Annotated in this window: 15 protein-coding genes, 1 tRNA gene and 1 pseudogene (1 of these 17 running past the window's edge); 6 read left to right on the top strand and 11 right to left on the bottom strand. The window is 57.0% G+C overall.

What is annotated here, in order from left to right; translation table 11 throughout:
• Nucleotides 1–92 precede the first annotated feature (92 nt).
• The 3 genes and pseudogenes from ACR3EH_RS07445 to ACR3EH_RS07435 form a co-directional block, all read right to left on the bottom strand.
• Nucleotides 93–152, bottom strand: a pseudogene (locus tag ACR3EH_RS07445) (DUF3604 domain-containing protein); the annotation flags it as partial.
• A gap of 545 nt (nt 153–697) precedes the next feature.
• Nucleotides 698–1,519, bottom strand: a complete 822-nt coding sequence (locus ACR3EH_RS07440; protein WP_216600422.1) for a site-specific integrase — start codon at nt 1,517–1,519, stop codon at nt 698–700.
• 317 nt (nt 1,520–1,836) lie between these two features.
• Nucleotides 1,837–1,912: transfer RNA gene (locus ACR3EH_RS07435), tRNA-Val, on the bottom strand.
• Nucleotides 1,913–2,219: 307 nt separating this feature from the next.
• Here ACR3EH_RS07435 and modA point away from each other — a divergent pair.
• From modA to modC, 3 genes are read left to right on the top strand one after another with little or no spacing between them, the layout of a single operon-like run.
• A complete protein-coding gene (gene modA / locus ACR3EH_RS07430; RefSeq protein WP_253762253.1) occupies nt 2,220–2,999 on the top strand; it encodes a molybdate ABC transporter substrate-binding protein in 780 nt (259 codons plus the stop codon).
• 5 nt (nt 3,000–3,004) lie between these two features.
• Entirely contained in the window at nt 3,005–3,697 is a 693-nt protein-coding gene (gene modB, locus ACR3EH_RS07425; RefSeq protein ID WP_171184206.1) for a molybdate ABC transporter permease subunit, read from the top strand.
• Nucleotides 3,694–4,794, top strand: coding sequence for a molybdenum ABC transporter ATP-binding protein (gene modC / locus ACR3EH_RS07420; RefSeq protein WP_171184209.1), 1,101 nt, complete (start codon nt 3,694–3,696; stop codon nt 4,792–4,794). The genes modB and modC overlap by 4 nt, the downstream gene beginning before the upstream one ends.
• 2 nt (nt 4,795–4,796) lie before the next feature.
• Here modC and ACR3EH_RS07415 read toward each other — a convergent pair whose 3' ends face one another.
• Both ACR3EH_RS07415 and ACR3EH_RS07410 read right to left on the bottom strand, forming a co-directional pair.
• Nucleotides 4,797–5,723 carry a Hint domain-containing protein gene (locus ACR3EH_RS07415; RefSeq protein ID WP_171184210.1) on the bottom strand — a complete coding sequence of 309 codons (927 nt, stop codon included), beginning with the start codon at nt 5,721–5,723 and terminating at the stop codon, nt 4,797–4,799.
• Nucleotides 5,724–6,236: a toxin-activating lysine-acyltransferase gene (locus ACR3EH_RS07410; RefSeq protein ID WP_171184212.1), complete on the bottom strand. Its 513-nt coding sequence runs from the start codon at nt 6,234–6,236 to the stop codon at nt 5,724–5,726. It lies immediately after the preceding gene.
• Nucleotides 6,237–6,470: 234 nt separating this feature from the next.
• On the opposite strand from ACR3EH_RS07410, the gene ACR3EH_RS07405 reads away from it, so the two are divergent.
• Entirely contained in the window at nt 6,471–6,827 is a 357-nt protein-coding gene (locus ACR3EH_RS07405; RefSeq protein ID WP_253284752.1) for a hypothetical protein, read from the top strand.
• A 3-nt stretch (nt 6,828–6,830) separates the two neighbouring features.
• On the opposite strand, the gene hemF is transcribed toward ACR3EH_RS07405, so the two are convergent.
• From hemF to clpS, 4 genes are read right to left on the bottom strand one after another with little or no spacing between them, the layout of a single operon-like run.
• Nucleotides 6,831–7,715, bottom strand: a complete 885-nt coding sequence (gene hemF, locus ACR3EH_RS07400) for an oxygen-dependent coproporphyrinogen oxidase (protein WP_171184214.1) — start codon at nt 7,713–7,715, stop codon at nt 6,831–6,833.
• 5 nt (nt 7,716–7,720) lie between these two features.
• Complete coding sequence (locus ACR3EH_RS07395) at nt 7,721–8,521, bottom strand: SDR family NAD(P)-dependent oxidoreductase (protein WP_171184216.1); 801 nt, start codon at nt 8,519–8,521, stop codon at nt 7,721–7,723.
• A gap of 36 nt (nt 8,522–8,557) precedes the next feature.
• A complete protein-coding gene (locus tag ACR3EH_RS07390; RefSeq protein ID WP_171184218.1) occupies nt 8,558–9,523 on the bottom strand; it encodes a class I SAM-dependent methyltransferase in 966 nt (321 codons plus the stop codon).
• A gap of 46 nt (nt 9,524–9,569) precedes the next feature.
• Entirely contained in the window at nt 9,570–9,911 is a 342-nt protein-coding gene (clpS, locus tag ACR3EH_RS07385) for an ATP-dependent Clp protease adapter ClpS (RefSeq protein WP_171093379.1), read from the bottom strand.
• A 93-nt stretch (nt 9,912–10,004) separates the two neighbouring features.
• Between clpS and ACR3EH_RS07380 the strand changes: the two genes are divergently transcribed.
• Nucleotides 10,005–10,706 (top strand): HAD family hydrolase, encoded by a 702-nt coding sequence (locus ACR3EH_RS07380; RefSeq protein ID WP_171093377.1) that lies wholly within the window; start codon nt 10,005–10,007, stop codon nt 10,704–10,706.
• Nucleotides 10,707–10,986: 280 nt separating this feature from the next.
• Entirely contained in the window at nt 10,987–12,375 is a 1,389-nt protein-coding gene (locus ACR3EH_RS07375) for a D-alanyl-D-alanine carboxypeptidase family protein (protein WP_171676883.1), read from the top strand.
• An 88-nt stretch (nt 12,376–12,463) separates the two neighbouring features.
• Here the strand turns inward: ACR3EH_RS07375 and ACR3EH_RS07370 are convergent, their stop codons facing one another.
• Together ACR3EH_RS07370 and ACR3EH_RS07365 are read right to left on the bottom strand one after the other, a co-directional pair.
• The gene (locus ACR3EH_RS07370) at nt 12,464–13,225 is read right to left on the bottom strand and encodes a LamB/YcsF family protein (protein WP_171184222.1); all 762 of its coding nucleotides are present in this window, start codon (nt 13,223–13,225) and stop codon (nt 12,464–12,466) included.
• 12 nt (nt 13,226–13,237) lie between these two features.
• Nucleotides 13,238–14,229, bottom strand: partial view of a 5-oxoprolinase subunit C family protein gene (locus ACR3EH_RS07365; RefSeq protein WP_171184224.1) — the 3' portion only. 7 nt of this gene lie beyond the right edge of the window; the window shows 992 of its 999 coding nt (coding positions 8–999); the start codon falls outside the window, past its right edge — the gene reads right to left on this strand; its stop codon occupies nt 13,238–13,240.

Genomic DNA, 14,229 nt, shown 5'->3' with positions numbered 1-14,229 from the left:
GTCCGCAGAGTGGTCGTTCGGATGTACTGCAGCGAAGGTCCGCATCGAGCCCAGATCAGACTTAGTGAGTTTTAGTCTTAAGCTAATATCACTCATCCCTGAGGTGAGTACCAGATCGGCGACGTATAGGCCCTTTCTTGTATAGACCGAGGGGCTTAAAGTCTCCTGTGTTTGGTCCATTGGACCCATTTTTTGGAAAACGCTCTGACTGATGCCGAGCAGATGGATTTGCCCCGTTAGGGCGATTGGGAGAAAATCCCGGTGAACACGCAATGGCTAAACTAGAGGGATCAATAGCCTACTTTTTAGTACCTTTGCTTACGGGTCAGCGTGATTTAGTGTTTATTTACTTATGCTTAATTACCACTTTCTCCACTCGCATTGGAGTGAAGGAAGGCCAAGCCGTCTAAGCGACCCGATCAACACTGACCAAGCGAAACCTGTATGCTCAACTGAGGGAGGGGTTTCGCTCAACTGAAGGAGTGGTAACGCTTGTTAGTTCACAAGACGGAGGGTTAGCGCCTGTGTGTTCCAAAGAGGAAGGGTTAATGTCATTTCCAAATGTGTGCGGGACAGAAAGCCAGCCACCGGACAGCCAAAAGGCTAGGGGGGCAGTGTTGTCGCTTGATAGGGAGAAGGGTGGTCAAAAACTGACGCATCGAGAGACTACGACCACCCTGAACAGCATCACGCCGATTTAGACATGTTCGACGGCTGCCAACTTTGCCACGATGTCATCGGCCTGCAGGTGGGTGTAACGCATCAGCATCCGCAAATCCCGATGTCCGCTGATCATTTGGACCTGCACCAACGATAAACCGCTTTCCACAAAGCGGGACACGGCCTCGTGCCGAATATCATGAAATGTAAGGTCAACCACACCTGCACGTTGTCTGAGGCGTTCAAAGGCCAATCGCACAGAGTTACCAGACAGGGGGAAACAACGGTCCTCTCCGCGTGGCAGGCCCATCAATACGGCAACGGCATTCGGGCTGAGAGGCACTGTACGGGCGCGACCGTTTTTTGTTTGCGGCAAGAACACTGTCCGACGCTCAATGCCTACATGCCTCCATTGTATCGACAGCAATTCACCGCGTCGCATCCCGGTCTCCAAAGCCAGCGTCAGCAACGGCTTCATAAAAGGAGACCGAGCTTGGTTCACGGCACCCAACAAAGCCTGCCATTCTCCCTCCTGCAATCGCCTCTCGCGGCGGTTGTCGATCTTGGGTCGCCGGACAGGCTTGACCAGGTTCCCCTGTGGCAGGTTCTGCCCCCAATCCTCGCAGGCGACATCAAGGGCGTGCTGCAGCCAACCCAGTTCCCTCACCACAGTCGCCGCCTTCATGGATTTAATGCGCTGGTCACGATAGTGGACAAAGTCAGCGGATCGCAGCTTGTTGACCTTCCTGTTGGCTAGCTTGGAGTACTTCCGCAGGAACCCATTTATTGCATAGCTTTCATTGTCCGCACACCGTTTCTCGCTAGTGACGTTATCTCGGTATTTTCGCAGCACACTCACCGAGTGTCATCTCGGATGCGCTCACACTGAGGGCTGGGGTAAGCAATCCTCTGTCCGCGCTCAACTCCGTCTCTCGCGCCCACTTCGCCGCATCAGCACGCTTTAGAAAGGACTTAGATCGGGATTGCCCATCCTTCCTAACCGTCGCCTGCCACTTTCCGCTAGGCCGTTTTACGATTGTTGCCATGGCCCATATCTCCTGTTTTGGAGACATCTTTTCTGTCTAAGTGCAGCGGAGGCGCAGCGGACACAGCTTCATACGCATCACAGCTATAGCTGCTAGTCGCGTAAGACTTTGATACAATGTGGGGAAAGGATGGTGGGTGATGAGAGACTCGAACTCCCGACATCTTCGGTGTAAACGAAGCGCTCTACCAACTGAGCTAATCACCCGTGACGCTGCATGTAGCCAAGCCTGAGGGCGGGTGCAAGAGGGTCTGAGTGATTTTCTTGAATTCTATAGTTTGGCCGATCCGTGTTGCCCTGTCCGTCTGGAGTTCCGAACACTGAATAATCCCGTGCTGCCGCAAATCTGAATATTCGCGGTGTGATGATGGTCATGTCTAATCGACGCCTTGACCCTTTTGGACTTTCTGCAACGCAGAGGCACGGAACTCGGTAATTTCTCAAAGGCGCTTGCGTGGGGGCTGTACCCTCCGATATTTCCGAAGGGACTGCAATTTTCTGGTCGGGAGTGTACATGACCCTAACCTTCACCCGCCGTTTCTGGATGGTGGCACTGGTCTTAGGTGTATTGGCGTTGGCGCCAGTCCGCGCCGGGGCCGAAGGTGTTTTGGTTTTTGCAGCGGCGAGTCTGAAGACAGCGCTGGACGAGATTGCTGAAAGCTATGAAACGGAAACGGGGCACCGTGTCACGGTTTCTTACGCGGCATCGTCGGTACTGGCGAGACAAATTCAGCAGGGCGCGCCTGCGGACGTGTTCATCTCGGCGAATCCTGACTGGATGGACATACTGGAGCAGGACGGTTTGATCCGGGCGAATTCACGGGTGGATTTGCTGGGCAATGGTCTGGTTGTGATTGGTGCGACAGGTCGAGAAAGTTGGGGAGAGATCCAACCTGGTCACGACCTAAAGGCTGAATTGAATGGCGGTTTTCTGGCGATGGCCCTGGTTGATGCCGTGCCAGCAGGTATCTACGGCAAAGCCGCGTTGCAAAACCTGAATCAATGGGACGCATTACAGGACCATGTGGCGCAGACCGACAATGTGCGCTCAGCTCTGGCACTTGTGGCGGCAGGGGCTGCGCCCTTGGGTATTGTGTATCGATCAGATGCACAGGTGGAAACACGGGTCAGTGTTTTGGCGACGTTTCCCGACGACCTGCATCCTGAGATCATATATCCAGCGGCCGTCACATCATCTGCACAGGGTAGAGCACAGGCCTTTCTGGATCATTTGCGCGGCGATGCGGCGTTGTCCGTTTTTCAAGAGCAGGGGTTTTCCCTGCCGGGCGGGTGATCCTCGTGGACTGGTTGGGCCCTGCCGAAGTTGAAGCGTTAAAGCTGTCTCTGCGCGTGTCGTTCTGGGCGACGCTGGCGACATTGCCGTTTGGCATATTCGTAGCCTACGCGCTGGCCCGCTGGCGGTTTCCCGGCCGTCAGGTGTTGAATGGTCTGGTGCATTTGCCCCTGATCCTGCCACCTGTCGTCACGGGGTATCTGTTGTTGCTGACATTTGGCATTCAAGGGCCGCTTGGGCGTGTTCTGGCAGAGTTCGGGATCGTTGTCGCGTTTCGCTGGACCGGGGCAGCGCTGGCTGCCGGGATCATGGCATTCCCGTTGATGGTCCGGGCCATACGCTTGTCCATCGAAGCGGTGGATCAAAAGCTGGAACAGGCAGGGGCCACGCTGGGGGCGTCACGCCCGATGGTTTTTCTGACAGTGACCTTGCCGATGATCCTGCCGGGGGTCATTGCCGGTGCAATTCTTGCCTTTGCCAAGGCAATGGGCGAATTCGGGGCCACCATCACGTTTGTGTCTAACATCCCCGGCCAGACCCAAACGCTTCCGTCCGCGGTCTATGCATTCCTGCAGGTGCCGGGCGGGGAGGCGGCGGCAACGCGACTGGTTCTTATCTCAATCGTTATCGCGATGAGCGCGCTTCTTTTGTCAGAATACGTCGGACGGCGCGCTGCTGCACGGGTGGCCGGGTCATGAGCCTTTCCGTTCGGTTGCAACATCGTTTGCCGGATCTCGATCTGGATGTCCGCTTTGAGGCACCGCCCGGAGTGACCGTTTTGTTTGGGCGGTCGGGGTCGGGCAAGACGACCATCGTCAATGCAGTGGCTGGGCTGCTGCGGCCCGAGGCGGGCCGCGTGGCGGTCGAGGATTGGGTTTTGTTCGACACAGATCGCGGACAATGGCTGCCGCCGCACCGTCGGCGTTTGGGGTATATTTTTCAGGAAGGGCGGTTATTTCCCCATCTGACCGTACGGCAAAATCTGGCTTACGGTCGCTGGTTTGCTCCGAAAAGGGCGCAGCGGGAAGATCCTGAGAAGGTCATTGCTATGCTGGGCATTGGCCACCTGCTGGATCGCCGTCCAGCCGGGTTGTCTGGGGGCGAGAAACAACGCGTGGCTATCGGGCGGGCGCTACTGGCAAGTCCCCGCCTTATTCTTGCGGACGAGCCTCTGGCTGCGCTGGACGAAGCGCGGAAAGCGGAAATTCTGCCGTATTTCGAACGTCTCAGGGACGAGGTGTCGGTTCCTATTCTCTATGTAACCCACTCGGCGGCTGAGGTCGCGCGTCTGGCGACCTCGGTTGTTGCGCTTCAAGACGGAAAAGCCGTGCGTCATGGGCCCGCTTCCGAGGTTTTAGCCGATCCTTCGGTGGCCCCCGCAGGGGTGCGCGCAGTTGGGGCCGTTTTGGAAGTTCAGGTCGCGCAGCACCACGCTGACGGGCTGACAGAGTTGAATGCCAACGGCGCACGATTGTTCCTGCCGCGCATTGCGCATGACGTCGGGGCGCAATTGCGCATCCGTATCCCGGCGCAAGAGGTGATCTTGTCTAACCAAAAGCCCGAGGGATTGTCTGCGTTGAACGTGCTCAGCGGTTCGGTGGCCTCGATCCGGTCGGGTGAGGGGCCTGGTGCAATTGTTTCCGTCACAACCCCGGCAGGTAGTGTTCTGGCACGCGTCACACGTCGATCAGTTGCGGCGCTAAACTTGCAGGTGGGCAGCCCATGTCACGCGGTGATCAAGACGGTTGCCTTGGCGCCGCAGGATGTTGGCGGGCGTATCGGGGCGGGCCAGTAAATTCAGGCAAGCGCGCGCGCCTCATGTTCGCGCAGGATCAAACGCGCGGCGCGGCCAAATCCGGTGTGACCCGAGGCTGGCTGGTCCGGAAAGATTGCAGCGAGTTCCCGAAGCGCGTCGGAGGACAGAGTGTAAAGCGCTTCTTCCCCCAGAAACAGGCTTTCAGCTTGCGCCCCTTCCGCATTCAGAATTTCGTGCCGATCCAACAAGATATGCAGGTACTCTACCGCCTCCACAGAGGCATCCACAAAAATGCCCGGCCAGTCGCATAAATGTTTTGCAGCCACCAGCGCCTCGGCAGCGCCAAACAGCAAATCCACCTTTGGCCCTTTCACCAGAATGCGGTGTTGTTGCGAAACCAGAAGGTCCCGGCACGGTGTGTTTGGCCCCAGACTTCCTGCCGAGATTCGAACCGGCTGCATTGCAGGTTCTGTGCATAATCGTTCGGGCGCAAGCACACTGCTTTCAATCCAGCGAATAGGTTGCAGCCCGTGATCTGCGGTTGCCACCTTGTGGCCCACGCGCAGTGTTTCAATGGCCTGCGGGCCGTCCTCGGTTTCGATCAACGTACCGGCGGCAAAGCACACACCTTCGATCCTGATCGTGACAGCCACAGGGTCCGGATCGTTGGAAAACGGCACGGTGAACGGCCCAATCAGCGTGGTGCCCGTTACACTGATGAAGAAGGTATCGAAAACCACCTGCCCGTTGTCCAGACTGTCAAAAAAGGCTGGGTCTACCGTATAGGTCCACTCGCCTGTATTCGGGTCGATCGAAGCGGTGCCGTTGGCGGGCGGCGTTGCAATGGTCCAGGTCTGGGTTGCGGGTGTAAACGTGCCATTGTCCAACGTCGGTTGCCCCATCGCCACGTTGGGTGGGGAACCGGTCACGTCGCCGGTCAATTCGCCTGTGATTGTAACCGAGACCACCTATTCTTCGCCCTGCTGCAACACCTGTTCAAACTCTCGTTTCCGATACAGGCGCATATGAACTTCGCCTGCCTGATCCCGAGTCCACTCGACAATCCGGTTTCGCGTCATGTCGCTGTCCATCCGGTTTGTCCGCACACGCGGATGAGGGATCTCTTGCTTGAGGATATCAACAATCTGGCTCGTCTGTCCAAAAGGGGCGACCAGATCAACGATCCAAAAGGAAGGCCCACCGGTAAAATCCGCTTCCTTCAACGGTTTTTCCTGCACTGCATAGCGGTACTCGGCCTCAGTGCTAAGCCCGGCAAAGGTGACAAAGCCACGGGGAAATCCGTTTTGCCGGAAGATGTGATACTGACCAAGGCGGAACGGCGTCTCGAACGCATACAGCACCTGTGCAAGGGTGCGTTTCTGATGAGTTTTTGTAAGTCCCGCCAGATAGAACATCGCGCCAAGGTCAGCGTATTTCTCGGGCGGGAAATCGAACCAGTCCTTTGGAAAGCTCTTGCTCACAGGATCGCCATTATATGATTAAAACCATAAACTTAGGTCTATTGTACCGTCTCTGCGCAATAAGGGTAGAAAAAATTCCTTGCGCCACCCAGTCACCGTCGAGGCAGGTTTGCACCACTTTACTCAAAGACTGCTGCCGCTATGTTCAAAGTACTCATGATCAATTCTCGGGATATTCAAGTTATGCAATTTGTAAGGATTTTCGCCCCAACTGCGCTTGCTTTGATGCCCGCAATGGCCGACGCGGTAGGCTTCGGGCTGGACATCCGGCCACAATTTCGAACCGAGATTACAGCGCTTCCGGATGGGGTCTATGAGGTCAAAGCTCTTGGATCGTCGGCACCCGTAACTTACTGGTGCGGGATTGGCGACTATGCGATTCGTACACTGGGCGTGCCAAATTCGCAGCGTATCTACATTTGGCGCGCTTACGAAAAGGGCGTCAGAACCGTGCAATTTTCGCTGACCCCACCTCCGGGTGCCGATACCAATCCAGGTTATTCGATCACGGTTAGCCGGGTTGGGGAAAACATGTCGGCGTCGTCGGCACAGAATTACTGCTATGACAATTTCATCATGGATACGTTCTGAGCGTCAGACCCACTTTGCCATCGGCGGCAGGCTCATCAGAACCGCATCCGGGTCATGTCCGGTTTCCAGCCCGAACTTGGTGCCACGGTCGTAGACCAGGTTGTATTCGGCATAAAGGCCGCGATGCACCAGCTGGGTGTTCTTGTCCGCGTTCGAAAAACCCTGAACGCGCCGTTTTTCAACCAATGGCAGGAAGGCAGGCAGGAAGGCACGACCGATGTCCTGAGTCAGGGCAAAGTCGGCCTGCCAGTCACCGGTGCAGTAGTCATCCATGAAAATTCCACCCACGCCTCGTGCACGTTTGCGGTGAGGGATATAGAAATACTCGTCTGCCCAGTCTTTCAGGCGCGGATAATGCGCGACGCCATGCGGATCCAGATGGTATTTTTGGGTGGCGTGGAAATGGCGTGTGTCATCATCATATTCAATGCAGGGGTTCAGGTCCGATCCGCCACCGAACCACCAGGCGTGTGGGGTCCAGAACATGCGTGTGTTCATGTGCACCGCAGGGACATGAGGGTTTTGCATATGCGCCACCAGGCTGATCCCCGAGGCCCAGAAACGGGGATCCTCGGTCATGCCGGGGATGCCCTTGCGCGCCGCCATTGCGTGCTGCGCGCGTTCACCCAATGTGCCGTAGACGGTCGAGATGTTGACGCCAACTTTCTCGAACACGCGACCGCCACGCATCACAGACATCAACCCGCCCCCTGCATCCAAGCCATCCTCAGACTGGCGCTTGGTTTCTTTGACCTCGAACCGACTGGGTTTTGCATCGGAAAACGGTCCAGTGTCGTGGCTGTCTTCAAGGGCTTCAAACGCAGAGACAATATCGTCGCGCAGTTGTCGGAACCAGGCGGAGGCAGTGGATTTTTCTGTATCGAACATGTGTCTTAGTGGGCTGGGGCAGCTACGGGGTCAAGCAATGTACGCCCGCCGTCGATTGTCAGGATCTGACCTGTGATGAAACCGGCTGCATCGGATGCCAGAAACTGCGCGGTTTCAGTCAGCTCTGTTGCCGAAGCGATACGGGCCAGCGGCGTGTGCTTTTCGATATCGTCTCGGAAGTCCCGGTTTTCCTTGAGGGTCGATTGTAGCGATGCGCTCATGACCGAACCCAATGCGATCGAGTTGACCCGAATACGGTTCGGTGCAAGCGCAACTGCAAGAGATCGGGTCATTTGATCCAGCGCCGCAGTCGACACGGAATAGGCCATCAGGTCGGGATGTGTTCGGCGGGCTGCGATGGACGAAAGGTTGATGATCGACCCGGCAAGGTTTTCCTCGTCCCCGTCCGCCTGTTTGATCATGCGTTTCGCAACCAATTGGCTCAGCCGTAGGGCCGGCATCAGGTTCTGGTTCAGCAGGGTGCGCACCGAGTCGTCATCAGGGTCCAATGGGTCCGAAGGGATCACTTGCCGCGCTCCATTGATCAGGATGTCAACCTGATCAAAAGCATCCAAAGTGGCCGATAGCAGGTTTGCTATGGTCAGTTTTTCGCGCAGATCGCCCGCGAAATAACGGATATTTCCGTCTTCTGCCTGTTCGCCCAATTCATCGACCAGGCGCTTTTCGTCCATGTCGGCGAACATGACATTTGCACCTGCATCCGCGAAATGGCGTCCGATGGCCAGCCCGATGCCATTGGCTCCGCCCGTTACGATTGCTGTCTTGCCAGCGATGGAAAAGGACATCCGAATCCTCCTGAATTGGGGGCAGGTTAGCGAGCCTTAACGCCGAGGGCGAGAGGCCTGAAGCACCTTGAACCGGTTGTCTCCGGCAATTTCAGTGACCTGAGCGAAATGTTCGTTCAGTGTGGTCTCGTAGGGCAGGTGGCGATTGGCCACCATCCAAAGGGTTCCGTTGCGGGTTAGATTGCGTGCGGCTGAGACGATAAATCCCTGACCCAGAGCCGGGTCCGCGTTGCGCGAGGTGTGAAACGGGGGGTTCATGACAACGGTGTCGATGGGTTCGGGTGCTGTCCAAGTGACGGCATCTGCCCAATAGAACTGAGCCCTTGGGTCAGAAGCGTTCTTGCGCGCGCATGTCAGAGCGGTCTGATCCGCCTCTACCAGATGCAAAGACTTGACGTCATCGCGCTTCAATACGTCTGCGGACAAAAAACCCCAACCCGCGCCCAGATCAGCCACGCGAGCGCCCAGTTTGGAAGGCAGCGACTTCAACAACATGGCCGAGGCCGGGTCGATCCCATCTGCCGAAAACACCCCCGGCGCTGTATGAAAACCGCCGACCATCTGCGCCGTAGGCGCGGCCCAGTCTTCGAAAGCAGAAGCATCAGCCTGAAACCAGAAAATCTTGCCATGTGCTTTGGACAGGGGGCCCACGACATCAACCCGCTTGCGCACATCTTTCAATATGCTGTCCACCCCATCAGTCTTGGCACCATCGACCACGACAACCCCAGCAGCCCGTGAACACGCCCGCTGGATCATCGCGCGCGCCAGCGCCTTGGCACGTGGCAAAAACACGATAGCGTCCTGACAGGGTGCGTCCGCTTCGGGCACCGTGTCAAAGCCTTGCGCCGCAAAATGATCGTGAAAAGGTTTGAACGGTTGCACCACCTGCGCGTCAGCGGGGAGCGCTGACAGGTTGTGGTCTGGCACCGGGCCGATCACAGTTAGCGGTTGCGACAGCGACAAACCGTTTTGCAATGCAAGTACCAGGCGAGGGGACATGGGCAATTCCGGCAGAGAAAGGAGAGGGCGCGACAGGCGGGGCGCCTTATTCTTCGCGTTCCATGGTGCATTGCAGCGGGTGCTGGTGCCTGCGGGCAAAATCCATCACCTGGCCAACTTTGGTCTCGGCAATCTCATGGCTGAAGACGCCGACAACGGCCACGCCCTTTTTGTGAACGGTCAGCATGATTTCGAACGCTTGGGCGTGGGTCATGCCAAAAAAACGCTCCAGCACGTGCACGACAAATTCCATCGGCGTGTAATCGTCGTTCAGCAACAGCACCTTGTACAGGGGCGGACGCTTGGTTTTTGGGCGCGTCTGCAGCAGGACTGACGCGTCTCCGTCGTCGTCCGGTGTGTCAGACATCATCCAGGTCTTTTCCAGCATCGTGTGTAACTGTCCGATTCAGGCTTGGGGTTTATCTTGGCGCTTATATAACGTGGGCATGGCCGGTGAAAAGAGCAAGCGGACGTAAATAAGATGACGGAAAAACTGACCACAATCGGGTTTGATGCAGATGATACCCTTTGGCACAACGAACGGTTTTTCCAGCTGACGCAGGCCCATTTTGCTGAATTGCTGGCGGATCACGCTGACCGGGATCACCTGATGGAGCGTCTTCTGGCCGCGGAAAAGCGCAACATTCGTCACTATGGGTATGGGATAAAGGGATTCGTTCTGTCGATGATCGAAACCGCCATCGAAGTGACAGAAGATCGTGTTCCGGCCTCGGTTATTCGGCAATTGATCGATGCCGGGCAAGAGATGCTGGCACATCCGATCGAGCTGTTGCCGCATGCCCGTGATGCGATTGAGAGCGTGTCCGACGCGTACCGGGTCATACTCATCACCAAAGGCGACCTGATCGATCAAGAGCGTAAACTGGCCCAATCCGGGCTTGGCGACTTGTTCGATGGGGTCGAGATTGTGTCGGAAAAGACCGCAGAAACTTATCAGACGATTTTCGAATCCCACGGGGATGGTCCGGCGTCTGCGATGATGGTCGGCAATTCCATGCGCTCGGATGTGGTGGCCCCGATTCAGGCCGGATGCTGGGGGGTTTATGTGCCACACGGTCTGGTGTGGGAGGTTGAGCACGCTGACGCCCCGGTTGACAGCCCGCGATTCCGCGAGCTGCGCGATTTGGGCGACTTGGCCGATCTGGTGTGCAGTTTGAGATGATGTTGCCTTTTGGCCGCAGTCCCGGAAAAACCTTGTTGTGCTCTGGCAAAGCGATGCCACAATCGCGCATTTGGTGGGTCTGCGCGATTGGTTTATCTACATATAGCGCTTTGTGGCGCATATGACGAAATCGCGAAAAGCGCAGCTTTCAGTTTCTTTTATGCCCCCCCTGTGTTAGCCTTTAACGCAATAAAATATATTTTGCCGACCGGGAAAACCCGGCGGCGCGAGGCAGACAGAGGCAAAGATCGTGCAGATTCGGCGGACAGTTCCGGCCCGAATGGGCTTATTCCTTATAGCGATGCTATGTGCGCTGGCGTTTGCGCCGCTCAAGCCCATGGCGGCACCCTACGCGGCAATGGTAATTGACGCCCGCACCGGTGAGGTTTTGCATTCGCGCAATGCCGATACGCGGCTGCATCCGGCATCGCTGACCAAGATGATGACGCTTTATATTGCGTTCGAAGCGGTGCGAAACGGTGAGATCACGCTGGATACCCCCGTTCGGATCACCAAGAAAGCTGCGGCTGAGCCGCCGTCCAAGCTGGGCCTGCGGACAGGACAGACGATTGCTTTCCGGTATCTGATCCGAGCGTCTGCGGTGAAATCAGCCAATGACGCGGCAACTGCTATCGGGATCGCCATCAGCGGGTCCGAGGCAGCTTTTGCCCGCCGTATGACCCGCACCGCGAAAGCCATGGGGATGAGCCGTACCACTTTCAAGAACGCGCATGGTCTGACCGAGTCGGGGCATTTGTCCACCGCGCGTGACATGACCACGCTGGGACGGCACCTGCTGTATGATTACCCGCAGTATTATAACCTGTTCTCGCGTCAATCGACACATGCCGGGATCAAGACTGTACCAAATACCAATCGTCGCCTGCTGGCCGCTTACAAAGGTGCAGATGGCATCAAAACCGGGTATACGCGCGCTGCTGGGTTCAACCTGGTGGCGTCAGCCAAGCGCAAAAATGAACGGATCATAGCGACCGTTTTTGGTGGAAAGTCGGGCGCATCGCGCAATGCCAAAGTTGCCGAGCTTTTGGATCTGGGTTTCCGTCGTGCCCCGTCGCGTGCACCTATTCGCAAACCGGCACGCCCGGCTTATGCGGGGAATGCAGGATTGGGCACACAGGTTGCACGCCTGAGTGGGCCTCCCAAAACCAGCCTGCGTCCGGTTGTGCGCCCAAGCGCTTCGACACAGGTTGCAAATGCAGTGGCGGCGACAGCAGATCAGAATCGCGACCGGATCACCAACGGTATCGCAGCGGCAATCGCCCAGGCAGATATCGCGTCGACCACCACGCCTGAACAAGCAACGGGTACACGCCCGGCGCAACGCCCGTCCGATCTGGTGCTGGCCTCAACCGAAACGGCGAAGCAACCCGAGCCCGAGCAGGAAGTTGTCACCCGGCTTTCTTCGTCTGGCGGGCATCTGTGGGGCGTCAATGTGGGGCGTTACACCACACGGTATGAGGCCGAGAAGGTTCTGCTGAAAACCGCTTTGTCAGAAATGACGACGCTGGAGGGCACGCTGCGCAAGGTGAACCAAAGCTCGCGCGGGTTTGACGCAACTTTTCAGGGCATGACCCGCGAGCAGGCCGATCTGGCGTGTCGTCGGTTACAGGCCCGCAATGTGACCTGTTTCATGATCGGACCATCATAAGGTCCGGCAAATACTCTCCTGTTGGGTCTGGGCTGTGGTTCTCCACAGCCCTTTTTTCATGACAACGCAGCACTAAAGGTATGTAAGATTACCGGACGAACTTCGTCACCTCGACGCCGCCGCTGATCAGGCTTTCCCTGACGGAACGGGCGATCTGAACCGCAGTTGGTCCGTCCCCATGCAGACAAATCGTGTCGATGGAGGTCTCTAGCCGTTTGCCGCTTTCCGTTATGATCGCGCCTTCGCGGACCATGTTAAGAATACGTGGACCAGCCACATCAGCGTCATGGATCACGGCACCGGGCAGGCTTCGGTCGACCAAGGTGCCATCGTCATTGTAGGCGCGGTCGGCAAAGATCTCGCCCACCCATTTGCAGCCAAGTTCGCGCACTGCGTCTTCCTGCTTTGTGACCGCAAGCACCATGACAATGATGTCGGGGTCCACATCCAAAGCGCCCTGATAGCAGGCCCGCGCCATATCAATATCGACCGAGCACATATTGGCCAACGCGCCGTGCAGCTTGAGATGCCGAACTTTTGTGCCGACCGCCTTTGCCATGCCCATCGCGGCACCCAGCTGGTACCGGACCAGATTGCGCAACGCGTCATGGGGCACTTTCATGTTCCGGCGACCAAAGCCTTGCAGATCGGGAAAGCCGGGATGCGCACCAATGCCCACATTGTTCTCAGCTGCCAATTGCATTGTCGTAGCCATCACATCCGGGTCGCCTGCGTGAAACCCACAGGCGATGTTGGCAGAGGTGATGATTTTCAACAAGCTTTCGTCATCGCCCATCTTCCAGGGGCCAAAGCTTTCCCCCATATCAGCGTTCAGATCGACGCTTGGCATTGGCATATCTCCTTAATCGGTGGCAGAGATCACTCCGCCGATCAATTGGTAGGACAACAGGTCCGGTATGTCATGCGGGTCACGTACCAGAGGTTCAACCCGCGAAGGCAGGCGCGCAAGATCTGACAGGAAGGCTGTGTGTAACGCGTTGGCCTCTTCCATGCTGACAAATTCGAAATGGATGGAACCGCCCGCAGGTGTCTGTGCCGCACAGGGCATATCGCAGGGCAAAACGGTTGCGATACGAGGATAACCTCCAGTGGTCTGGCACTCTGGCAACAGAATGAACGGATCACCTGTGCCGGTCATTTGAATATCGCCTGGGGTGATTACTTCGGACAATATGTTCAACTGCCCCGATGCCGCGAACCCGTCGCCGTTACTGTCCACTTGCATCCCCATCCGGTTTGCGCGTGCACCGCGTCGGAATGTGGTCGCAGCAAACCGATCCAACGTCGCCTGATCGAACAGCGGTGTTTGAAAGCTGGCCACCACACGCAACGTGCCACCTGAAAACCGATCAGCGGGCTGCAGTTTCAACCCGCTCTTACCCGCATGAGGGCCACAGCTCAGCCTGTCGCCCTGTTGTATCGCTTGACCGATCCGCGCCGTTAAATGCGCCGCCCGCGATCCCAGAAAAACCTCAGACTCTATTCCACCCCCTAAATGAAGATAGCCGTAATTCCCTTTCACAGCGGCCCCGATGACCAGTCTTTGCCCGGCGACCAAATGATGCGACGCATTCCAGGCCACAGGGCTACCATCAACGGTCACCTGCATTGGTGCACCGGTCAAAGCGATGTGCATATCTTGCGCGGCTTCGAATTCGCCTCCCATCCCGGCCATTTCCAGCGCCGCAAGGTCCGGGCTCTGCCCCAGCAACGCAGCCCCTTCATGCAAAGCGAATATGTCGGCAGCGCCAGAGCGGGACAAACCCTGATCCAGATACCCAATGCGCCCCTGATCTTGTATTGTGCATGAGGGGCCGATCCGACGGACAATCA

This window comes from Ruegeria sp. BG7, assembly GCF_056535685.1.
Note: the sequence above shows the minus strand (reverse complement) of the source record. Positions and strands in the feature narration are given on the sequence as shown.